We start from the raw sequence: 23,507 nt of genomic DNA, 5'->3' as shown, positions 1-23,507 counted from the left end.
ATTATATCAAAATATAATACGAGCTACTACTGATTTAAATTCATTAAAAAAGCCTACATTCCTTAAAGGAACGTAGGCTGCAAAGTATAATTAATTAAAATTATAAGCTGTCAAAATTTTCTCCCTATCCGATACTACATCATTGAAGTATTCATACAAAGAAATGCCTAGGAATGAACCTGAGATATTGACAATATTATCAAAACCACTATTTTGCAACGCCATTAACACGTTATAACTGCGTTGTGAAGATCGGCAATGAACATAGACCGGTACATCCTTTGGCACTTCATTCATGCGGTCGCGCAGCTGGCTGAGTGGTATGTTTATCGCATTCACTAAGTGACCATTCGCAAATTCATTCTCTTCACGCACATCAATAATTACAGCGTTTTGCTCTACCAATTCACGCACTTCGGATACATGAACTTGATTAAAACGACCATACAATATATTCAATGCAACAAGTGCTGCGAGATTGACGACATCTTTAGCTGTGCTATACATAGGCGAATAGGTCAACTCTAGTTCTTTTAGATCTTCCAGCGTTCCACCCATTGAAATGAGAGTTGCGATGACATCAATCCTCTTATCCGCATTTCCTTTACCAATTGCCTGAGCCCCTAATACTTTTCCTGTTGGTACTTCAAACACTAATTTGAAGTGAAGTGGATTACTGTTAGGCATTAATGAAACTTTATCAGCAGCGATTATATACACGCTGTCATGTTGGATTCCTGCTTGTGTCGCCATTTTTTCATTGAGACCTGTAGAGGCTGCTGCCAAGTCGAAAATCTGTATACTCGAAGAGCCAATGACACCTTTATTTTGATGAGGAATTCCATACATATGATCCGCCGCGGCACGCGCCTGACGCTGTGCAGGTCCCGCTAGAGCCAGTCTTGTTGGTTTATGAAGAAGTTGATGGTAGACTTCAATCGCATCACCAACAGCATAGATCGAACTGTCGCTTGTTCGGTAATTAGCATCTACTTTTATTCCGCCAAGCTCACCGATTTCCAAATCTGCTTCTTCCGCTAGTCTTGTTTCAGGGCGAACACCAATGGCCAAAACAACGACCTGTGCTTCTACTTGTTTACCAGAATTCAACGTAACGTCTGTATCAGTTATTTTAGCTAAACCATCTTCAACTATTACATCGATTCCTTTATCGATCATTTCCTTATGCAGAATTTGAACCATATCATAATCAAAAGGCATCATGATTTGATTGGCAAATTCAATCAACGATACATTTCGTCCAGCGAGCTTTAAGTTTTCTGCTACTTCGACTCCGATGAACCCTCCGCCAATTACCGCAATATTATTGATATCTTTTGTTTGAATATAATTTTGCAGATGCTCTATATCTTCCACGTTGCGAACTGTAAAGACATGTTTTGAATTGACACCTTCTAGATTCGGCACTATTGGACTCGCTCCAGGTGATAGCACTAGTCGATCGTAGCTTTCTTCATACATTTCACCTGTCAGCATATTCAAAATGGTCACAGTTTTTTCTTTCCTATTAATCGTTGTTACTTCTTGTCTGACACGCGCTTCGATATTATATTTATTTTTAAATGCTACTGGATCCATTAATACGAGCTTATCGCTATCTTCCACAATCCCACTGAGATAAAACGGTAAAGAACAGTTGGAGAAAGATACGTGCGGTCCTTTTTCAAACATAATAATTTCCGCTTGTTCATCCATACGTCGAATTCGCGCAGCTGTGGATGCTCCCCCTGCTACTCCGCCAATGATAACAAATTTCATTTTGCCATCCCCTTGTTTTGTAATTAACCTTAAATAAACTATATACCCCTGCGGGTATATAGTCAATAAATTCATTTTAGACTCGAAGTTAATTTAAAGTGTAGGGATTAATTCGACATATCTGCCAGTAAACGTCTTAGAACGACTAATGTTTCTCTTCTCAAAACGTGAGCTTTTTCAATTGATAACTCACTGTTCTTGTCAAAAGATGAAGCACGAACAGTATGTACCCAACGCGTCATATATTCTACAACTTTTAGTTTATCTGCATCCGTTTTTAACAAGCTTGTACCGTTTTCTCTTAAATAATGATAAAGACTTCCGAGCGTAATATAGTGATAGTATTGCTCACTGCCGATTTCAACAGAAGTTAATCCTGTTTCAGGTATCACTACATCTAGTAAAGGCATATTCTCTTTTTCTGCTTTCGCTTTAATCAGAACATGACTGAGAAACTCTTCTACTGCTTTTACATAATCCGCGATAACAAAAGCGAGCTTCTGACTCGGTTGCTGATTGTCTAGTGGCATGTCTTTAGTCAATTCATGCCACTTTGCTTCAGCAGAAGGCAATAGACGTTTCACTTCTTGTGATTTTACTAAACGTGATAATTGAGATCCTGCTTTTTCAAAACGTTCTTCTTCTGATTTTGTGAAGAGTAACGCACTATGGGAGTGCAATGATGTAAAGGATTCTTCCAACAAAACCATCGCCTGCTTTTGGTCGATTGGTTTCAGATCGTATTGTTCTGCCTTTTGTATGACCGCTTCTACTTCATGGGATAAGTCATCCAAGTAAAACTCTGTCAAGAATTCATCCAATTGTATCAACGCATCGGAAATCATGATTTCACGGTACGTGATTCCTTCGTCAGGTATTAATGACAGAACACGATTTCTCAACTTCATGCCTTCATTGCCCAGTTCCCAGCCAATTAGTAAATTTAGCGCAGGTTCCTTCGTGTTCCCTTCTTCAGACGTCAATGTTTTATCTGCTTTATAAAAACAAATCATTGCATTTAATAAGTTTCTTAACATCACGTCTTGATCTTCAAACGGTAATTCAGAAAAATTCACTGTACACATTTCTTCAATTTTACATTCATAAAAGAAGAAGTTGAAATCGGCCTGGATAAAGGAATCTTCATTGATTTTCCCGCCATGTTGCTCTTCAATAACATTCTTCATTCGTAAAATGTACTCGGAAATCTTTGTTAATTGGGAAACGATATCCCCTTTATATTTTTCAATACGGTATTGAACTGCTTGTATATCACCATGAAGAACATGTACGGCGTGATAATCATGTGCAGACTTGGAAAGATTCACTAGACTAATGACAGTCGGAATATCATTCAAATCAAATAGATCGTTAAACGTGATATAGAATTCCAGCCCGACGCTATGCATGTCCTTATATTTCATCATATGAATCAAACGCTCACAAAAACTCCGCTTTGTCGCGAAGTCGATCAATGTATCGTTATGGACGACTTGCAGAAATAGATCATACAGATTCATGATGGTCTTTTTCGTAACACTTTCCAAAATATCCGGATTCCTTGTTTTTTCCATTAAAACACAAAGCTCATTAAAATATCTCGCTAGTGTCTGCATGTGATCGGCACGTGTATGAATCAATGTTGCACATAATGGATAGATCTTTTTATTGAATAACTCCCAAGACTCTGCCACATGTCCTTCATTATTGAAGAAATAGAACCACAGATGATATCTCCAATCTCCTTTGGCCTTCGTGTCTTGATCCAGCTCAAAAGGATCGAAATCTTCACCATAAGCTAGTGCGAGCAACGTTTCATTATATTGACTCGCTAGCGTAATTTCACTCTCATACAAGTCAGATAGTTCTACGAGCAATGCATATCGGTCATCATCCCTGCATTCGTTAATTACTTTCGTAAACGAAGGATGGTCGATGACATGACAAACATCCAAGTGACGCCCTTTTAGCAACCACTGACGCAGCATATAATCCAGAAACTCTTCCGAATCTAAATATGCCCCAAAATGTCGGGCTGAAAATTCCTGATAAATATCCAAACTAATTCCCCCTTAACCTCTACCCACTCGTTGATCTGTACGAATAACAAACTTTATTCAAAGTATAATAAAGTTTGAGCTATCCCTATCATATCGCGATTACCTATTTTTCTCTACCTAGAAATCATAGTTTCAAGAAAGCTAGACTGACAGTGATATAAATTTATTTTATTATAGACAAAAATATAGAACATTCCATATTCCACGGAAGTGCTCTATATTTTTAAAATTTTTTATAAAATTATTACATTCACTTACTTTCTAATCTGGACTTACTGTATCTTCCTCCATTTTGTATTCTAATATATCGCCAGGCTGACACTCTAAAGCTTTACAAATCGAGTCCAATGTTGAAAGTCGAATGGCCTTCGCCTTTCCATTTTTCAGTATTGAAATATTGGCCATTGTAATTCCAACTCGCTCGGAAAGTTCTGTAACACTCATTTTTCTCTTAGCTAACATTACATCAATATTGATTATAATTGTCATGTTATTCACCTCAGCTCAGACTATTAAATCATTTTCCTCTTTTATATCTATCGCTTCTTTTAAAAGCCTTTGCAAAACAGCAGCAAAAACGGCAATCACTATGGATGCAAAGATAGGGATCATTCCGACTATAACGAGACCCGGAGCGTCATCTATCTCCGCCATGATAAAGACGAATGGAAGAGCTACTGCATACAAGCCGCTGATTATGATCGCACAGTATTTAATTTTCTTTAAAGCCCTAACAGATATCTCAGAGAAAGCTTGATTTTTATCAATAAAGTTTAATAAGTTAAAGGTCTGATATAATGCGAAATAAAATGGAATCACCGAAATATACATGACTGCTAAAATACTATATACCACATATGCAAAATCCCAACCTCTACCTGCAGCTTCGCTTGCCTCATACGCTAACTGCGGCAATAAAAATATGCATAAAGCTAGAACTGGAATTCCTATAAATATAACAGCTAACTTTAAGAATAGCGTTGTTCCTCGTTTCATAAAACGCACCTCATTTATTTTCTATATTGTAAATTTCACTTTAACACTTAATTTATCGATTAACAATAAATATATTTCGTTTATTAATATATTATTATCGCTAAGCATCTAACATATCTTCTTTTCGAAACAAAACGGTAGAAAATTTCTTGAAACTGTAAATATCTTCATGACGCTCTCGTAATATTGTTAATTGAAAAACGCTGGCCTCATTTATATTAAATAAATGGGGTCAGCGTTTAATTGTACATTATTTTGTCTACAAAATAAAAAGTATGTCTAGGCTTTCAATTAAGCAGCCGATTGTGAAATATCTCAAATTCCTTTTACATTACTCTGGTAAGTTCAACTGCCAAGAAATTCCGAATTGGTCATTCAGCCATCCGAATTTTTTACTGAAGCCATAGTTATCTAAAGGCATGAGTGCTGTACCATTTTGCATCATTTTTTCATAAAGTCTGTCAATTTCCTCTTCAGAATCGCATGTTAAATAAATAGAAAATGATGGCGTAAACGTAAACTCATGATCGATATGGCTGTCGATACACATGAACTCTTGTCCTTTTAACGAAAATACCGCTTGTATGACTGTACCTTCTTCACCAGGCCCTTCCGCTCCGTATCGAATAATACTTTTAATTTCTGAATCCTCGATGAGTGAAGTGTAGTATTTCATAGCTTCTTCTGCGGTACCGCCTTGAAACATTAAAAAAGGTTTGACGTCTTTCATATATAACTTCCCTTTCTTTACATTAACTTTATTTTTGATTAAACTATTTTAACTAGCTATTTCAACATGTATTACCCTTTGTAGCTAACTTCACCTGTTTCAACTAATTCCTTCAGTCCCATAAACATATAATTCCAGCCTACTTCAGTACCATCACGCATTTCGTCAAGTGCTATTTTAATCTCAGGATCTGTCGAATTCAATTCTTGAGCAACATGGATCAATTGTAAGAATGTCATCTCGCAGCCTTTCTCTAGCTCTTTTAGCTCAACTGTTAGCGTATCTTCTAAATCGCTCATTTCTGGCATCTTAAAAGTGAGCTTGATTTTTTTAGGAGAATCAAGTTCAAGGTATTCGCCAATCGCACGGTAATCTTGTCCTCCTCTGTGGTCAATAATTTCCCAAGTACCGCCCACTTGAGGATTATTTCGAGTCACTTTATTCGTTCCTTCCAACGTGAAGAACCATTTTCTCATCATTTCTGGTTTTAACCAAGCATCAAATACTATTTCAGGTGCCACTTCAAAATTTCTTATCATTTTCAAACTTGTAGATGAAACTTTACTCATACTTACACCCCTTATACTTAATTATTGTATTGCTCAATAGCAATTTATCGTAAACATAATTTTTTTCATTCATTAATGAATGTATGAAATATAGTTGAAACAGCTAATCAATACAAATAAATCACGAATTATTAAGCAGTTTAAATTTAGCGCTATTAATAAGCTGCGAGTTCTTTGTTTACACTCAATTGCCAAATCACACCGAATTTATCAGTGATACTACCATAAAGATTTGCCCAGAATGTCTCTTGGAGCTCCATCCCAACAGTTCCACCTTTTTTTAGTTTTTCGTAAATCGTTTGTAACTTTTTCACTTCGGTGCATTGGTAAGCTAGGCTTATATTGTTGCCAAGCGTGAAAGGAGAACCAGGGAACGTATCTGAAAACATCACAGTGCTACCTTCGATAGCTAAACGAGTATGCATAATTAAGTTTTTGGCTTCTTCTGGAAGAGGGTATTCTGGATTTGGTGATTGATCCCCAAAAGTCATAATATTAGGTTTTTCTGTTTCAAAAACCTCTGTGTAAAATTCAACAGCTTCACGGCAATTTCCATTAAACGTTAAATAAATATCAACAGCCATATTCTACCACTCCTTTAATTTAATCAAAACTAATGTAGTTGATCTGCAAATAAATCCATTAAAATCATTGCAGAACAAAACGTCTCTTTAGTTTAAGATTATATTCCCCACAAAAAAACCTTATCATTTTGCATTTTTATCTGGTTGATGAAGCCCAAAAACATTACCCTCGGTATCCAAATAATAGCCTTGCCAAGCCATTCCTGGCAACGCGTATTTAGGTAATGCAACACTGCCTCCACCATCAATAATTTTTGCTTCCGTTAAATCGTAATTATCGACTCCTATAGTACAAGCATAGCCATTTAGTGGTTGGTTACGTTCTGGACGTGGACCTTGACGTTGCATTAATGCTCCATCCACTCCAAGGTCACTATCACCAGTCACTGCTCCGTAGTAAGGCATTCCTGCATACTCACTCCAGTCCTGAAAGGTCCATCCGAATACATCCCCATAAAACTTTTGTGCCCTTTCCATGTCGTCTACGAGAATTTCAAAGTGAACTACTCTTCCCATCTTTTCCCTCCTCCTTTTAGTACAGAACATGTTCCCCATTTATATCCAATCGTTCTTACTCCGATAATTAAAAGCAGCTAGATTTTGATATATACCCATTTTTAACTTATCAGTAGTAATTAGTATGTCTTCCTCTTGCGCCTTCTATCCCTCACTACTCTCGGAGGGTAGCATTTCACAGAATGGATTACTAGTAAAATTGAATTACTAAATAAATTAATCAAGACAATTTCTTAGAGTCTTAATTGCCGGTTTAAGGGTGATTAGAAGACGTTTATTTAACAATTCTTTGAGAGTAGCTATTCTCTATTTGCTCTTCAATGGTTTTGCCAGAATGATTAAAATATCAGTGGGTAGTTTCGCTTGTCTATTTCCGCCAAAAGCTCGTAACGTCCATTTTATCCTCTATATTAAACTCAATAATTTTCTTAAGCAGTTCGTAATTGATTGGCTTATTCCACTGAATTCTAAACAAGCCTTTAGTTGCACTGTAGCCGTGTTGCGCAATATCATCTGCAAATTTCGTGATCCCTGCGTATTCGGGTGAGATGCTCATATGTTGCTTTGCTACGGAAAAACCAATTATAAAAGTGCCGTGATTAGAAAACATTGGTGTATTCCATTTGATGATTGGTTCCAAATCGGGAAATTCATTAGCAACCCACTTCAGTACTTCCTCCATCCGTTCACGATGGTCGGGATGATCGATACTTGCCAGGTATTTTGAAAAAACCATAACGTGACCTCCTTTAATATAATTAATAATATCATCTCTATTAACGGGAATGTATGTTCTAATTATAGCAGATGAATATATACTTTGGCTAGTACCAACCGACATTCATCTTACGCTTACTCATGGGGGCAATGAACGATTCATTCTATTTAACAGGGGTCTTCTGCCGGAAGTTAGAGAAATATTTGTGAGGGACCAAATCTCCTTGACAGTGAAAAAATATAATTCGGGTATGTGTTGAATAGTCCAATCTGAGACATAGTGAACACTTGGATTTAATTTTAACATTTTACGTTGATGTTCATTGAAAAATATTTCACTCACTTAAAACACTTTGATCCGAATAGTTACCTTTAGTATACAGAAGAAGTGACATATAAAAACCCCAAATGGAGTCACTTTTTAAAGTGTCTATCATTTGGGGTTCAGTTCACGGTGACGCGGTACACGTCACCTTGCATCATACCGGATAAACCGGATGCTTGCGGGTTGTAAACTGGATATATTTCGTTGCATATGCTTCGTAACGCGTAATCAGCTCATCGCGCAGTGAGTCCGCCGGGACAATGCCGTCGATAATCAATTCTGAAGCTAAATGGTAAATATCGATATCTTCTTTGTATTCGTTACGCTTCTCTTCAATATAAGCTGCTCGCTCTTCTTCAGGCAGCGCAGCGATTTTATTTGCGTAGACTGCATTGATAGCTGCGTCCGGCCCCATAACAGCGATGGAAGCGGTCGGCAGTGCTAAACAGGCGTCTGGTTCAAATGCCGGGCCTGCCATGGCGTACAACCCTGCGCCATATGCTTTGCGTACGATGACAGAAATCTTTGGCACTGTCGCTTCTGCCATCGCAGAAATCATTTTCGCCCCATGACGGATGATACCTGCACGTTCTACTTTTGTTCCGATCATGAATCCAGGCACGTCGACTAAGAACAGCAGCGGAATGTGGAATGCATTGCAAAGGTTGATGAATTTCGCTGATTTGTCAGCAGAGTCGTGGAATAGCACGCCACCTTTTACGCGCGGTTGGTTCGCGATAATGCCGACTGCTTTTCCATCGATGCGCGCAAGGCCAGTAATGAGCTCGCCTGCAAACAGTTTCTTAATTTCAAAAAATGAATCTTCATCGATAATTCCTTTAATCAAGTCGTGCATATTAAACGGAGCATTTTCATTTTTAGGAATGATTTCTTCGAGTGTTTTATCCAGCTGTTTCGGAGACACTGCGTCATGTACAGGCGGCTTTTCCGAAAAGTTTGCCGGGAAATACGATAAATATCTTCGCGCCGCTGCGATTGCGTCTTCTTCGTTTTTTGCTAGCACATCGCCACAGCCTGAAGTTGAACAGTGCATGCGCGCGCCGCCCATTTCTTCGAGCGTTACTTTTTCACCGATAACCATTTCCGCCATGCGCGGCGATCCAAGGTACATCGATGCATTTTTATCGACCATAATGACGATATCGCAAAACGCTGGAATATATGCACCGCCAGCAGCTGATGGGCCGAACAATACGCAGATTTGCGGAATACGTCCAGATAATTTCACTTGATTGTAGAAAATTCTACCAGCACCGCGGCGACCCGGGAACATTTCAACTTGATCGGTAATCCGTGCGCCTGCTGAATCGACTAAGTAAATGAGCGGTACATTCAATTTTTCAGCAGTTTCTTGGATTCGGATAATTTTTTCCACTGTCCGTGCGCCCCATGAGCCTGCTTTAATTGTGGAATCATTCGCCATGACGCAAACGACTTGGCCGTTAATCTTCCCCATGCCTGTTACAACACCGTCAGCAGGAAGATCGCCCGCCATGCAGTTCGCGAATTGGCCGTCTTCGATTTCGAGATCTGAATCGAATAGTAATTTCAAGCGATCACGAACGAATATTTTCCCTTGTTCTGCATTTTTTTCATGGTATTTTGGCGCTCCACCTTCTTTTATCTGCTCTACTCTTTCATTCAATGCTTGCTGCAAAGATTTCGTATCTGTAGTCATCGTCCTGCCTCCCTTATGATCATTCCTCATTCGCCAGTGTATACGGGCTTACGTTTTTCTTTAAATGCCTGCAGTCCTTCAAGCCGGTCTTTGGAAGGAATCGTCACTTCATAGGCGTTCTGTTCGATGGCGAGTCCCGTCTGCAGTTCGACGTCATAACCGTGGTCAATCGCGAACTTCGCCTGCGCAACAGCAAGCGGTCCGTTCGCCGCGATTTGTCCTGCCACGGCAAGTGCTTTATCCATCAGCTGATCAGGTGCCACAATGTATTCAGCCAGCCCGATTTCCAATGCTTCTGCCGCTTCGACTCTGCGCGCAGTGAAAATAAGCTCTTTCGCCCGTCCTTTGCCGATCAATCTTGGCAGTCGCTGCGTACCTCCGGCTCCCGGAATAATACCGAGCGAAGTTTCCGTCAATCCGAACTTTGCCGTATCTGCTGCAATACGGATGTCACATGCCAGCGCCAGTTCTGTACCACCGCCAAGCGCAACTCCGTTAATTGCAGCGATAACCGGCTGCGGCAGTGATTCAATACTGTTAATTGTCTGGCGGATCAATGAAACTGTCTTGCGGACATCAATCGGATTCATTCCTGAGCGTTCTTTTAAATCAGCGCCCGCACAAAATGCTTTTTCACCGGCGCCTGTTATAATAACTGCCCGGATCTCCCCGTCGTAGCGACATTCTAGCAGCGCACTATAAAGTTCGTTCAGCATCTCGACTGACAATGCATTCGCCGCTTCGGGACGATTCAATAAGATGACCGCAATTCCGTCGTCGCGCCTCTTTACTACCACTTTATTCCCCATTCACTCACGTCCTTCGCTTATCATGCGCACCGGCAGCCTGCAAGTTTTTACTAGGAAGTGCATAGCCGATTTTTTTTTGAATAAACGCGGATGCCGCTAAAATCTTTTCTTCATCGACACCGGTATGAATGCCCATACCGTGCAACATATACAATAAATCGTCCGTCGCGGCGTTGCCTGAAGCACCGGGTGCGTAAGGACAGCCTCCGAGACCGCCAGCTGAACTGTCGAACACCGTAATGCCCATATCAAGCGAGGCTAGGATATTCGCTAAAGCTGTCCCACGCGTGTCATGGAAATGCATCGCCAATTTGTCTACCGGAAAACGTTTCAGTAACACGTCAAGTACTTCCTGGACTTGCCTCGGATTTGCAACGCCGATTGTATCTCCTAACGATAATTCGTCAATACCCATGTCAAACAGCGATTCCGATACGCGGACGACCGCTTCTGTATCAACCACACCTTCGTATGGACAGCCAAACACTGTAGACACATAGCCTCTTGTCTTCTTGCCCGCTGCATTCGCATCTTGGACAATTTCTTTTAATACAGGCAATGTATCCACGATCGTCTTATTAATGTTTTTCAAGTTATGTGTTTCGCTCGCTGACATGAACACAGCCGCTTCATCGATATTCGCAGCAAATGCTCGTTCAAGCCCTTGGCGGTTTGGGACGAGTGCTGAATAAGTGATCCCAGGCTCCCGCTTAATGCCTGCCATCACAACACTTGCGTCCGCGAGTGCCGGTATCCATTTCGGATTGACGAAAGACGTCACTTCAATCGATGACAGGCCGCTTTTGGAAAGCTTATTAATCCAGGCAATTTTGTCTTCTGTCGGAATGAAGATTTTTTCATTTTGCAGTCCGTCGCGCGGTCCTACTTCTTTAATCGTAATCGTTTCAGGCCACTTCATCATTTCATCTCCTTCTACAGGAATTATTCAATGATTGCGATGACGTCTCCTTCGTTGACGAATTCGCCTTCGTTCACTTTTACCTCTTTTACGACTCCATCAAAATCAGTAGCAATCGGTATTTCCATTTTCATCGATTCCAAGATTGCAATGTCTTGGTCTTCTTCTACTTCGTCTCCTACTTTGACGAGTACTTTCCAAACGCTTCCTGCCATGCTTGCTGTAATTTCAGTCATACTAATTCCTCCCAAAGTCATTTCGTCTGCTTTTGTTTTTTCTTCACCAAATATTTTTCCACGAATTCGGTCGTCGTATCTCCCAAACGGAATGCTTCATGCGCTGCTACTTCCTGAAGCATAGGAATATTCGTCTTTATACCTTCTATATGGTAATTCGAAAGCGCTTCTTGCAGTCGTTCGATTGCTTCGTCCCGGTCTTTGCCTTTGACTACGAGTTTCGCGATCATTGGGTCGTAAAATGGTGTGACGACTGACTCACCGTGAACTGCCAATTCGTGGCGGATGCCTGTTCCTTCTGGTAGCTTCAGTTTCGTGATCGTTCCCGGCGAAGGGAAAAATGTTTTCGGATCTTCGGCGTAAATTCGCACTTCAATTGCGTGCCCGTCACGTTTAACGTCTGTCTGCCCAAATGAAAGTGTTTTCCCAGCTGCAATATCCAACTGCTCTTTTACTAAGTCAAGCCCAGTAATTTCTTCCGTAATCGGGTGCTCGACTTGCAGCCTTGTATTCATTTCAAGAAAATAGAAGTTTTGATCTGCATCGACTAAAAACTCGATTGTTCCGGCATTTTTATAGCCGATGGACTTAGCTGCTTTAACCGCCGCTTCGCCCATTTTTCTTCGCGTCTCTTCCGAAATGAATGATGACGGTGCTTCTTCCACGACTTTTTGGTGGCGGCGCTGGATTGAGCATTCGCGCTCCCATAAGTACACTGTATTTCCTTCATTGTCCGCTAAAATCTGAATTTCAATATGGCGTGGTTTTTCAACGAATTTTTCAATATACATTGCACCATCTCCGAAGAAATCAGTAGCTCGTTTTTTATTGCCTTCGAACGCTTTGCTTATTTCGTCAGCGCCGTAGACGACTTGCATACCGATTCCGCCACCACCTGCAGATGCCTTCAGCATAACTGGGTAGCCAATACTATCCGCCACTTCGATTGCTTCTTCCGCGTCTGCTAGCGAACGGGTGACACCTGGTACGACTGGAACACCGGCTTTTTCCATCGCCTTGCGTGAAGCAATTTTGCTGCCCATTTCAGAAATAACTTCAGGTGAAGGCCCAATGAACACGAATCCTTCTTCTTCGCAACGTCGCGCAAATTCCGCATTTTCAGAAAGCAGACCATAGCCTGGATGGATCGCTTCTGCTTTTGATTTATGTGCTGCTTCTAAAATTTTATCGATTTTCATATAGCTTTCCGTTACACGCGGTCCTCCGAGCAAATATGCTTCATCCGCCTGCTTAACGTGGACAGCTTCCGCATCCGCTTCCGAATAAACTCCGACCGTTTGAATGCCTAGAACTTTGCATGTACGCATGACACGGGCCGCTATTTCCCCGCGATTCGCAATCAAAATTTTCTTAAACATGATGTTCACCCTTTCAATTAATCATGTAGTCTAGCTTTTATGTGCAACAATTTAGGAAAAGAGGAGGCTAGCTGTAAAGAGGCCCGCTCCACTGTTCATTTTATTTGTCCCGCAGGTTTTGCTTCCATGACACTCTGAAGTTCCGCAACTGTCGACGGATCTTCAAGCCCCGTCACATCGCCTGCGACACTGCCTGTCGTAACGATTTCTTTAATTAAGCGGCGCATAATTTTCCCACTCACTGTTTTTGGCAGAGAGTCAGTTACAACGATTTCTTTCGGCTGGGCTATTTTTCCGATCTGGCGGATGATGTTTTCTTTAATCCACTCTACAACTTCTCGCCCATCTGCTACATCTTCAGAAAGGCGGACAAAAACGAAAGGCACTTCTCCTTTAATTTCATCCGGCACACCAATGACCGCGCATTCCGCTACGCCTGCACATTCAAGCACGGCACTTTCCATTTCCATCGTGCTCAAACGGTGACCTGCAACGTTGAACGCATCGTCGGAACGGCCAACCACCCAAATATAGCCATCTTCATCGATCAGCGCGAGATCGCTTGCATAGTAGCTTCCATCGACTTGGCTGTAGTATGAACCGTAGTAACGTTCTGGCTCTCTCCAAATCGTCCGGCACAGCATCGGAAACGGCTGTTTAATGATCAAGTTGCCGAGCTGTCCGGCTTTCACGGGTTCGCCCGCTTCATTGACGACATCCAACACTGCGCCTAAAAATGGTGAGCCGGAAGAGCCGGGTTTCATCGGCGTCAGCCATGCTGCTCCTGCAATCGGTGAGCCGGCTGTTTCGGTCTGCCCCCACGTGTTGTTAATATAAACTTTTTTCTTGCCAAGCACTTCATATGTCCAGTGCCATGTCTCCGCATCGAACGGCTCGCCGACGAGTGCGATCACGTCAAGACATGTTAAATCAAACTGCTCCATCGGCTTCTCGCCCATGCTTTTCAACATACGCAACGCTGTTGGAGCGGTAAATAGTTTATTGACACGATATTTTTCAATGATTTCATAAAAACGTGTCTTCTCTGGATAATCAATTGCTCCTTCGTAAACGACTGTCGTGACGCCGTTCGCAAGAGATCCGACGATACCCCAAATATGCATCGTCAACCAGCCGATATCCGCTGTACACCAAAACACGTCGTCATCGCGATGGTCGAGATGATATTTTGCGTATACATAGTTCTGCACTACAAATGCCGTCCCTGAATGCACGATCCCTTTCGGCTTGCCTGTTGTGCCACTCGTGTAGAAAACTATGCCGCTTTCATTTGCTTCAAGGCGTTCGGGTTCGCAATGGATGCTCGCTTTTTCCGTCAACTCATGCCACCAGTAATCCCGGCCTTCTTGCATATCGATATCAATGCCCATACGATTGACAACGATGACTGCTTCAACTGAAGGAGTAGACGGCACCACTTGATCGACTTTTTCTTTCAAGCGAATTTCTTTGCCTCGGCGTATTGTCGCATCTGCCGTGACGATGACTTTCGGTTCAAAGCTTGCTAGCCGATCGGATAAAGAGCGCTCAGAATAACCAGAAAATACTGCGTTATAGATCGCCCCGACACGGAAACAAGCGAGCACCGCTATGACTGACTCCGCTAAGTTCGGCAGATAAATCGCAACACAATCACCTTTTTTCACGCCAAATGACCGAAGCACATTGGAAAAACGGTTCACTTCCGCAAGAAGCATCGAATACGTGTAAAATTTCGAATCGCCGTTCTCACTTTCCCAAATGAGCGCTGTCCGGTTACCAGCACCATTTTGAATATGCCGATCGAGTAAATTGATACTCGGATTCGTAATACCATCAACGAAAAACTTGAAATCAGGGAGTGTGCCGCTGATCGTCTCTGTCCACGGTTCATACCATTTGAGCTCACGGGCCTGCTGATCCCAAAATGCAGCCGGATCTTCTTGGGACTGCCGGAGAAGTTCTTGGAAAGCTTCTGCGCTGCCGATCGATGTCGAGCGCGCCTTTTCTTCACTAGGATAAATAAGTTTACTATTTGCCGCTAATTGTAAAACTCGTTCAATATCCATTCAATCGCCCCTTTGTTAATTCATAAAAATTTTTTCACAAATCAGCAGCCGATCTGTTTTGCAATGACCATGCGCTGAACTTCGGACGTGCCTTCACCGATTTCTAAGAGTTTCGCATCGCGGAAGAAACGCTCGACTTGGTATTCTTTAATATAGCCATAGCCACCGTGAATCTGCACTGCTTGATCGCAGATCCGCATGCACATTTCAGAGGCGAATAACTTTGCAAATGCCGCTTCTTTTTTGAAAGCACGACCTTGATCTTTCAGCCAAGCAGCTTTATACACCATATTGCGTGCCAGTTCGATATTCATCGCCATATCCGCGAGTTTGAACTGAATCGCCTGGAAGTTCGAAATGCTTCTACCAAACTGCTTTCGTTCCTGCGCGTAATTTAACGCCTTCTCGTACGCTCCCTGTGCGATGCCCACACCCATCGCTGCGATGCCAATGCGTCCGCCGTCAAGCGTCGCCAAAAATTGTTTGTAACCGTTTCCAATTTCACCAAGAAGATTTTCTTTTGGCACACGAACATTCTCCAAAATCAATTCCGTCGTGTTGGAAGAATGAAGTCCCATCTTTTCGTAGTTTGCGATAACTGTAAATCCTGGCGCATCAGTTGGCACGATAAATGCACTGATACCGTTCGTACCTTTCGAACGGTCTGTAATCGCCGTTACGGCAAGATGTTTCGCATAACTCGCATTCGTAATGAAACATTTCGAACCATTTATGACCCACTCATCGCCTTCAAGTACAGCTGTCGTTTCTGTACCGCCAGCATCGGACCCAGCATTCGGTTCAGTCAATCCAAACGCCCCGAACGATTCGCCCGTACAAATCGGCGTGAGATATTTCTCTTTTTGCTCCGGTGTGCCGAATAAATGAAGTGGCGCTCCGCCAAGTGAAATATGCGCAGAATACGTGATGCCTGTCGAAGCGCAGACACGGCTCAATTCTTCTGTAACAATCGCAAAACTCGTCGTATCCGCTCCGCCACCGCTATATTCTTCCGAGAAAGGCAGTCCCATCAAGCCAAGCTCGGAAAACTTTTCAAAAATCTCTTTAGGGAATTCTCCTGTACGATCGCGCTCATCCGATCCCGGTGCCACTTCGGCTTCCGCAAACTCGCGAACGAGCTTACGCACCATTTGTTGTTCATCTGTCAAATCAAAATTCATATCCAATACCCTCCATTCTTTCATTGCCACACATTGTTTTGCTAATGCTTAAATTGCAAACGCTTTCATCTATACGTATACTTTCAATAGACCAGCTTTCATTTTATTTCCAGTTCACTTATAATTATAAACAATAAGAAAAATCAATTCTATGTATGATCTTCTGAAAGAATTTGTGTGTTTTACACAAAAAATATAAATACTATAAGGTTAGGATGATAGATTATGCAAGACACGTTAACTCACCGTCAGCTCAAATCTCTCGTACATGTTTCCACTGTTATTAACTCTTCATTAGAAATTGAGACGATTTTCGACTTGATAATTGGTGAAGCAATTTCTGCAGTAGACGCAGCAGGAGGCGGTTCAATCTGGGTTTTCGACCAGCAGAAACAGCGCTTGATGGCCAAATCCGCGCATGGCTTGTTTTATCCACAAATCTTTAAATCGATTGAATTAAGCAACGGTGAATCTATGACAGGCATGACATTTCAAGCGAAAAAAGGGTTAGTGTTTAAAAATGAAGAAGAAATCAAACAGGCGCTCGATACACTCACTCCTGGCAACCGAACGTTGCTCGACGAATCGATTCCTGGTAATTTCCATTTCACTTCGATCATTTCATCGCCAATTTTATTGAAAGGAACATGCATAGGCGTCATTACGCTTGATTCATTCGATAAATCGCTAAATTTCAAAAAAGAGGATATGCAGCTGTTAGAGGCGATCGCACAACAAGCCGCCATTGCGCTCGAAAAGTCGAATATATATTATGAAGAAAAAAAGACCGTTCAGCAGCTGTCGCGCTCGATTGAAACACAGCGCAACATTGCCAATCTCGTCGTCAACGGAGAAGGAATACAATCCATTATCGACTATATTTACGAAACAATTGGCGAGCATATTTTCTTATTCGATGAAATAGGCGAATTGACCGCTTCTGCCTGCCGCACGCCTGTTACAGAAGAGATGAAAAGCGAGGCGCAACGTTTTGCGAAACATAACGAGCAGTCGCCCGGCAGCCCGTACAGCGTCTCTGAAATCACGCTAGGCCGCGAAAACTATCAATTTATCGCGCTATCGTTACAATCGAAAATGAAGACGCTTGGCACGCTCATCATCGTCTCAAAAGATCCAATCGGACAAGCCGAAATCAACGCGCTCGAACACATCTGCACTGTTATCATGCTCGAGCTAGTCAAAGTACAAACTGTCTCTGAAACACAGCAGCGTCTACAGAGCGAATTCATGATAAAAATTTTATCCGGTCAGGCAATGGATGAAACATTAAGAAAGCAGGCAAAAAATCTACAATTCGACTTGAACCGCAACTACATCGCCGTCAGTGTTAACGTCGAAAACAAAGACAAATTGCAGCACGGTGCTATCAGCGAAAACGTCATCAACAATATGCTGCAAATGACGAACAAATACTTCCTAGGAAAAAACTCGCAAGATGCCGCGCTCATCGATCACAACAAACTTGGTGCCTTATTCTCCTACCCTGCTAAACTGCAGGCAACAAACCAAGTAGGCGATATTAAACGACTCGCCTTACACTTGCAACAGGAAATCGAAAAAACATACAGCGAACTCGACATCACTATCGGCATCGGCAGAATGAAATCAAACCTTGCCGCCGCCCATGAATCATTTAATGAAGCTGAAAAATGCATCACATTCATGAAAAGCTACCATTTCGAAGAACGTGCCCTGTCCTACACAGATCTCGGTATCCAGCGCTTCATCTTACAAAATTCAGAAGAAGAACTACTGGATTTCGTCCACGAAGTCATCGGCTCGCTTATTCAATATGAACAAACCCGCAAAGGGGACTTGTTGCAAACATTACTTACCTATTTTCGTCAAAATCAAAACATCAAACGAACCGCTGTCGCCCTTCACGTCCACACCAACACACTGAACTACCGCCTGAAACGAATTGAAGAAATTCTTTCAGCCGATCTGACTGATGGCCAGCAATTATTTAACATTCAGCTAGCGGGGAACATTTACCGTTATATTAAACGGTGACAAAGGGATAGGCTCCTTGTCATCGTTTTCATCTAAATAGCTGGGTTGCCTAACTCCCCAATTCTTTTACACAATGAAGTTTGTAAGCATAAACATGTTCAAAAGTAAAATCTATATGGGGATTATGGACAGCAATGCCCGCGTGGTTAAATTTCAAAAATACTAATTGCTGTTTTACCTCACAATAAAAAGCGCTGCGAACGTCATTTTTCAACGTTTACAGCGCTTTTTATATTATCTTCCAATACATTTTTCATGACGTCCCAGGAGGGATTCGAACCCCCGACCGATGCCTTAGAAGGGCATTGCTCTATCCAGCTGAGCTACTGAGACAAACACCTGCAACCACAGGCACAAGAACTATTATATGCATAATACAAAGAGAAGTCAACACTATTTCATAAAACTATTTATTTAATATAATTTGGTCTATTAAGTCGTGGTTCATGCTATAAAAACTCACGGTATACGCATCAGCTATTTCGATGACGGCGTATGTCGCTACCCTGCCGCCACGTGGTTGAGTCGTGCTTCCCGGATTAACAAACAATACATCGTTGATCATCTCTGCGCCATATAAATGGGAATGTCCGAATAAAGCAATGGTTGCTTGTTGTTCATCTGCTGCGTAAGAAAGAGTGAGCATAGAGCGCTTGACGTTGTGCTCATGGCCGTGGACGATGAATATAGTCTCATCGCCCACTTTCTGTACAATGGTTGCTGGAAACTGATCATCACCGTCACAGTTACCACGAACAATATGAACTCCATTAAGCAATGGATCTTCTGCCGATAACTCACTGTCGCCACAATGGAATATGGCGTCTGCTTGCAATGATTTAATCTGCTTCACTGTATTTACGTCGCCATGTGAATCACTTAAAACAATTAGCTTCATTTTATTTCACCTAACCTCGTGATAAATTCTGGTAGCTGTTCTTTTAGCTGAGCTAATGCCGCACCGCGATGAGAGATCGCACTTTTCTCTTCTGCAGATAATTCGGCCATCGTCTTTTCTTTATTAGGTACATAAAATATTGGATCATAGCCGAATCCATTCGTTCCTTGACGTTGATCAGTAATGACGCCCTCGCAACTGCCGGAATAAGTAGTTGTCTCGATATTAGGACCCGCAATCGCCAAAACGCACCGAAAACGAGCTTGACGCGCCGTTTCAGGTACTTCCACAAGATTAGCTAGCAACTTATCGATATTCGCTTCATCGTCTGAAGGCTCGCCTGCATAGCGTGCAGAGTAGACACCCGGTTCACCGTTGAGTGCATCAACTTCTAGCCCACTGTCATCTGCAATTACTACTTTTCCTAGTAAATTTGCAACAGTCTCCGCTTTTAGAACGGCATTTTCAACGAAAGTGGTACCCGTTTCTTCTACATCAATTGATTCTTCTATATCTTGCAATGTCAGTACAGTGATACCTAAAGGGCGAAAGAGAACTTCAAAATCTTTCGCCTTACCTTTATTATTCGTTGCAATTAACACTTCTTTCATTGCACTTCGCCTGCCTGTTGTCCGATCTTATCCGCCAACTCACCTAACACTTCTTTTTGAATCGCAATCAATTGTTCAATTCCCGATTCAGCCAGCGTCAATAAATCATTCATTTCTGCGCGAGAAAAAGTAGCTTCTTCGCCTGTCCCTTGCAGTTCCACGAATTGCCCTTGTCCCGTCATTACCACATTCATATCGACGTCAGCTGAAGAATCTTCTACGTAGTCCAGATCTGTGATCAATTGACCGTCAGCCAGTTTCCCTACGCTTGTAGCAGCAAGGAAGTCACGAACTGGGAATACGGGCAGATTCTTTTCGATTTGTAATTTATTCGCAGCAATGACCAATGCAACGAATGCACCTGTAATAGAAGATGTACGTGTTCCTCCATCTGCTTGAATAACATCACAGTCGATCCAAATCGTACGCTCACCAATAGCATCTAAATCAACTACCGCGCGTAAAGCCCGTCCAATCAAACGCTGTATTTCCATTGTACGACCGCCGACTTTACCACGGGATGATTCACGAATTGTTCGTTGTCCTGTAGCACGCGGCAACATGGAATACTCAGCAGAAATCCAGCCCTTTCCACTATTACGCATAAATGGCGGCACTCGATCCTCAATCGTCGCTGTACAAATCACTTTTGTATTTCCAACTGAAATCAGTACGGAACCTTCTGGGTGAATCAAATAATCTTTCTCAATTGTTACTGTACGAATATCTTCTGTAGCTCTTCCATCATGTCTCATGCGCTTTCCTCCGTTATGGTTCATATATTTGTTGTGACCAGTTCATCAAGTCTACATTCAACCTATCTTACCATAAACACAACAAAAAACCCGAAAACAACGTACTGTTTTCGAGTCCTGCCTTCTATTTTAAAACGTTAATAAGCGTACGTCAGGTTGAGGAATGGAAAGCCAATCTTCAACAATGACTTGAAACTTATCCATCGAGCCTGTTGTATAAAATATAGGCTCTTCAGCTGAAACAGACAGCATATTTGCCGCTTCAAGAATACGCTCCACGTCAATCACAGTCTCCACTGCTGAAGAAATAACATTTTTCTGATGAGAGAAATGGGCTTCAATATGATCTTGTAATAATGGATAATGCGTACAACCAAGTATAACAGAATCAAACGAATGGCTGTGCAAAGGCAATAATGTCTGATCTACAATATCTCTTGCCGCCTGTGTACGATATTCTCCACTCTCTACGATTGGTACAAATTCCGGACACGCAAGCGAATGAACAATTGCTTGTGGTCTCAGCTCATGTATTGCTTCTTCATATGCTTTACTCTTCACGGTGCCTATTGTACCAAGCACAGCGATTTCACCTGTTTGCGATGCGTTAACAGCGGCTCTGGCCCCCGGTTGAATAACTCCAACCACAGGAAAGTCAAATTGTTTTCGTACTTCTTCAAGCGCAATAGCAGTCGCAGTGTTACACGCAATAACGAGCATTTTTATACCCATTTGCGCTAAACTATTTACCATGTCCATCGTAAATCGCAACACTTCCTCCGCAGGCCGAGGACCATACGGACAACGTGCATCATCGCCGATATAAATTATAGGTTCATTCGGCAAATATTTGCGTAACTCTCTAACTACTGTAAGCCCGCCGACTCCTGAATCAATTACTCCAATAGGTGCATTCAATGTAATCCCTCAATCTCTTATCATCTGTTCGTGCAATTTAGCTAGCAATCCTGAAAACTGCTGAATTTCTTGTTCATCTGAGTTCACAAGGACATCCTGTAAATACTCTTGTCTCTTCTGTATAACCTCTTCAATGATACGTATACCTTCAGGTAATAAATGAACGCGAACAACACGACGATCGTTTTCATCTCGCACTCGCTTTACTAGTTGATTATTTTCCATTCGGTCTACTAAATCAGTCGTTGTACTAAAAGCCAAGAACATTTTATTGGATAGATCGCCAATTGTCATATCTCCATATTCCAGCAGCCATTGTAAAGCGCTAAATTGAGGAGGTGTAATCGTAGAGTTTTTTAATATTTTTCGTCCTTGCTCCTTGATAATGGATGCAATGTAACGCAGATCTTTTTCCATCTTTGCGATATCCATTGATATGTTTTGTCGTTCATTCAAAAAAAATCAGCTCCCTGAAATGAATCCTATCTTTTCATTGTACCGTTTTCGTTGATGAACGCAACAATTTTACAAGCGATCTTTTGCTAGAGAGAGAGTGACCGACACGGTTTGCACAAAATTAGACAATCATCCTAGGGGGGTAGTACTTTTAGTTCAGTTGAAGTTCTCCTAAACGTAGTAACTCAACAATAGCCTGTGCTCTGCCTGATACGCCAAGTTTTTGAATCGTATTCGAAATATGATTTCTTACGGTTTTCTCACTAATAGTCAGCTGTCCAGCAATTTCTTTTGTTGTAAAATCGTCTACTAGCAAAGTGAAAATTTGTCGTTCCCGGTTTGTTAATAAAGAACGGTTTTGCATTTCATCCAAGATGCGCCCCTCCTCTTTACGCTTTCACCTTAAGATATGTAAGCGCAAGGGCGGCTGTGTAGGCTTTTAAGAGTTTTTCAAGAACACTAACTTTTCTTCTTCAGTCCAAGCAACAGGTTTACCGTCTTTTCTTCCCACTTGAACAATTGCGCCTCTACCCGTACAGACAATTTCATTACGTTCATTTTTTGCCATGTAGTGCAAGTCTACGGAACTATTGCCCATAGAATTAGCCTTCACATAGATTCGAAGCTTCTCGTCAAAGTATACTTGTTTGACGAAGTCGCATTGTAAATCCGCGACGATTGGTATTGTTAAACCTTTCGGGTCCAACCATTTCGCCATATGATTCAGGTCTTTTAAATACTCGATGCGTGCGTATTCAAAGTACGCGAATACCTTCGTGTTGTTTAGATGTCCATACATATCCGTTTCCGAAAATCGTACAGAGACATCAGCGTGAAATTCAAACCCTTTTTCCCATTGCTCTGCATCTTCGATATAACTTGCTCTCATTTACATATCCCCCTTTTTCTACAAATGAATGACTATTCATTCTTTCATTATATCAAAATATGTATGAACGTCAAATGACATAAAAAATGTTACTGTGTTTGAACGGGTTTAAGTTCATTAGCTAGTGCTTGAGAATAGCGAGTAAGATTGTGAGTACTAGGTATGGAAGCTCTAGCTGGCGGTCGCTTTCTCATGGGTCCGCCAGCTGGAGCTTCCATCCTACTTTATTAGTGCTAGTACTTAGATGACTCACTGTAAGTAGTGTGAGAATTATTGTTTTGTCTTAACTTCTTTAGTTTCAAGTTCTACAGTTCAATACCCATTACAACACTTTCTTTAATGCACAACAAAAAGTATCACCCACTTACACTGCAAGGG

Annotated in this window: 24 protein-coding genes and 1 tRNA gene; 1 reads left to right on the top strand and 24 read right to left on the bottom strand. The window is 41.8% G+C overall.

Going from position 1 to position 23,507, the window contains the following annotated elements; genetic code table 11:
- Positions 1-90 precede the first annotated feature (90 nt).
- From CSV69_RS01785 to CSV69_RS01710, 16 genes are all read right to left on the bottom strand, one after another.
- Positions 91-1,779, bottom strand: a complete 1,689-nt coding sequence (locus CSV69_RS01785; RefSeq protein WP_099692603.1) for an FAD-dependent oxidoreductase — start codon at positions 1,777-1,779, stop codon at positions 91-93.
- Positions 1,780-1,886: 107 nt separating this feature from the next.
- The gene (locus tag CSV69_RS01780; protein ID WP_099692602.1) at positions 1,887-3,839 is read right to left on the bottom strand and encodes a hypothetical protein; all 1,953 of its coding nucleotides are present in this window, start codon (positions 3,837-3,839) and stop codon (positions 1,887-1,889) included.
- A 261-nt stretch (positions 3,840-4,100) separates the two neighbouring features.
- Positions 4,101-4,328, bottom strand: coding sequence for a helix-turn-helix domain-containing protein (locus tag CSV69_RS01775; protein ID WP_085426457.1), 228 nt, complete (start codon positions 4,326-4,328; stop codon positions 4,101-4,103).
- A gap of 15 nt (positions 4,329-4,343) precedes the next feature.
- Positions 4,344-4,835 carry a DUF2975 domain-containing protein gene (locus CSV69_RS01770; protein ID WP_085426458.1) on the bottom strand — a complete coding sequence of 164 codons (492 nt, stop codon included), beginning with the start codon at positions 4,833-4,835 and terminating at the stop codon, positions 4,344-4,346.
- A gap of 331 nt (positions 4,836-5,166) precedes the next feature.
- Positions 5,167-5,565 carry a VOC family protein gene (locus tag CSV69_RS01765; protein ID WP_085426459.1) on the bottom strand — a complete coding sequence of 133 codons (399 nt, stop codon included), beginning with the start codon at positions 5,563-5,565 and terminating at the stop codon, positions 5,167-5,169.
- Positions 5,566-5,636: 71 nt separating this feature from the next.
- The gene (locus CSV69_RS01760) at positions 5,637-6,134 is read right to left on the bottom strand and encodes an SRPBCC family protein (protein WP_085426460.1); all 498 of its coding nucleotides are present in this window, start codon (positions 6,132-6,134) and stop codon (positions 5,637-5,639) included.
- Positions 6,135-6,289: 155 nt separating this feature from the next.
- Complete coding sequence (locus tag CSV69_RS01755) at positions 6,290-6,718, bottom strand: VOC family protein (protein ID WP_099692601.1); 429 nt, start codon at positions 6,716-6,718, stop codon at positions 6,290-6,292.
- A gap of 123 nt (positions 6,719-6,841) precedes the next feature.
- On the bottom strand, positions 6,842-7,234 hold the full coding sequence (locus CSV69_RS01750; protein ID WP_099692600.1) for a VOC family protein: 393 nt from the start codon (positions 7,232-7,234) through the stop codon (positions 6,842-6,844).
- A 367-nt stretch (positions 7,235-7,601) separates the two neighbouring features.
- The gene (locus CSV69_RS01745; protein ID WP_099692599.1) at positions 7,602-7,970 is read right to left on the bottom strand and encodes an iron chaperone; all 369 of its coding nucleotides are present in this window, start codon (positions 7,968-7,970) and stop codon (positions 7,602-7,604) included.
- 460 nt (positions 7,971-8,430) lie between these two features.
- Positions 8,431-9,975, bottom strand: a complete 1,545-nt coding sequence (locus CSV69_RS01740) for an acyl-CoA carboxylase subunit beta (RefSeq protein WP_099692598.1) — start codon at positions 9,973-9,975, stop codon at positions 8,431-8,433.
- A gap of 26 nt (positions 9,976-10,001) precedes the next feature.
- The gene (locus CSV69_RS01735) at positions 10,002-10,784 is read right to left on the bottom strand and encodes an enoyl-CoA hydratase (protein WP_099692597.1); all 783 of its coding nucleotides are present in this window, start codon (positions 10,782-10,784) and stop codon (positions 10,002-10,004) included.
- Positions 10,785-10,788: 4 nt separating this feature from the next.
- On the bottom strand, positions 10,789-11,706 hold the full coding sequence (locus CSV69_RS01730) for a hydroxymethylglutaryl-CoA lyase (protein WP_099692596.1): 918 nt from the start codon (positions 11,704-11,706) through the stop codon (positions 10,789-10,791).
- A gap of 20 nt (positions 11,707-11,726) precedes the next feature.
- Positions 11,727-11,939, bottom strand: a complete 213-nt coding sequence (locus CSV69_RS01725) for an acetyl-CoA carboxylase biotin carboxyl carrier protein subunit (protein WP_198166208.1) — start codon at positions 11,937-11,939, stop codon at positions 11,727-11,729.
- A 17-nt stretch (positions 11,940-11,956) separates the two neighbouring features.
- A complete protein-coding gene (locus tag CSV69_RS01720) occupies positions 11,957-13,318 on the bottom strand; it encodes an acetyl-CoA carboxylase biotin carboxylase subunit (RefSeq protein WP_099692595.1) in 1,362 nt (453 codons plus the stop codon).
- 95 nt (positions 13,319-13,413) lie between these two features.
- Positions 13,414-15,387 carry an acetate--CoA ligase gene (locus tag CSV69_RS01715; protein ID WP_099692594.1) on the bottom strand — a complete coding sequence of 658 codons (1,974 nt, stop codon included), beginning with the start codon at positions 15,385-15,387 and terminating at the stop codon, positions 13,414-13,416.
- 41 nt (positions 15,388-15,428) lie between these two features.
- Positions 15,429-16,568 carry an acyl-CoA dehydrogenase gene (locus tag CSV69_RS01710; protein ID WP_099692593.1) on the bottom strand — a complete coding sequence of 380 codons (1,140 nt, stop codon included), beginning with the start codon at positions 16,566-16,568 and terminating at the stop codon, positions 15,429-15,431.
- A 225-nt stretch (positions 16,569-16,793) separates the two neighbouring features.
- Between CSV69_RS01710 and CSV69_RS01705 the strand changes: the two genes are divergently transcribed.
- Complete coding sequence (locus CSV69_RS01705; RefSeq protein ID WP_099692592.1) at positions 16,794-18,602, top strand: helix-turn-helix domain-containing protein; 1,809 nt, start codon at positions 16,794-16,796, stop codon at positions 18,600-18,602.
- A gap of 259 nt (positions 18,603-18,861) precedes the next feature.
- Here the strand turns inward: CSV69_RS01705 and CSV69_RS01700 are convergent.
- The 8 genes from CSV69_RS01700 to CSV69_RS01665 all read right to left on the bottom strand — a co-directional run bounded on the left by CSV69_RS01700 (position 18,862) and on the right by CSV69_RS01665 (position 23,129).
- Positions 18,862-18,935 (bottom strand) — tRNA-Arg (locus CSV69_RS01700).
- 73 nt (positions 18,936-19,008) lie between these two features.
- A complete protein-coding gene (locus CSV69_RS01695; protein WP_085426472.1) occupies positions 19,009-19,500 on the bottom strand; it encodes a metallophosphoesterase in 492 nt (163 codons plus the stop codon).
- Positions 19,497-20,111 (bottom strand): XTP/dITP diphosphatase, encoded by a 615-nt coding sequence (locus tag CSV69_RS01690; protein ID WP_099692591.1) that lies wholly within the window; start codon positions 20,109-20,111, stop codon positions 19,497-19,499. Before CSV69_RS01690 ends, CSV69_RS01695 begins: the two co-directional genes overlap by 4 nt.
- Positions 20,108-20,866: a ribonuclease PH gene (rph, locus tag CSV69_RS01685; RefSeq protein WP_085426474.1), complete on the bottom strand. Its 759-nt coding sequence runs from the start codon at positions 20,864-20,866 to the stop codon at positions 20,108-20,110. Before rph ends, CSV69_RS01690 begins: the two co-directional genes overlap by 4 nt.
- 129 nt (positions 20,867-20,995) lie before the next feature.
- Complete coding sequence (gene racE / locus CSV69_RS01680) at positions 20,996-21,784, bottom strand: glutamate racemase (protein ID WP_085426475.1); 789 nt, start codon at positions 21,782-21,784, stop codon at positions 20,996-20,998.
- A 9-nt stretch (positions 21,785-21,793) separates the two neighbouring features.
- The gene (locus CSV69_RS01675; RefSeq protein WP_099692632.1) at positions 21,794-22,216 is read right to left on the bottom strand and encodes a MarR family winged helix-turn-helix transcriptional regulator; all 423 of its coding nucleotides are present in this window, start codon (positions 22,214-22,216) and stop codon (positions 21,794-21,796) included.
- A 175-nt stretch (positions 22,217-22,391) separates the two neighbouring features.
- Entirely contained in the window at positions 22,392-22,604 is a 213-nt protein-coding gene (locus CSV69_RS01670; protein ID WP_085428963.1) for a helix-turn-helix domain-containing protein, read from the bottom strand.
- Positions 22,605-22,679: 75 nt separating this feature from the next.
- Entirely contained in the window at positions 22,680-23,129 is a 450-nt protein-coding gene (locus tag CSV69_RS01665) for an acyl-CoA thioesterase (protein ID WP_085426476.1), read from the bottom strand.
- Between the last annotated feature and the right edge of the window lie 378 nt (positions 23,130-23,507).

It is taken from the genome of Sporosarcina sp. P26b (genome assembly GCF_002743245.1).
Taxonomy (GTDB): Bacteria; Bacillota; Bacilli; order Bacillales_A; family Planococcaceae; genus Sporosarcina; species Sporosarcina ureae_C.
This window is presented reverse-complemented; position numbering and strand designations above follow the sequence as displayed.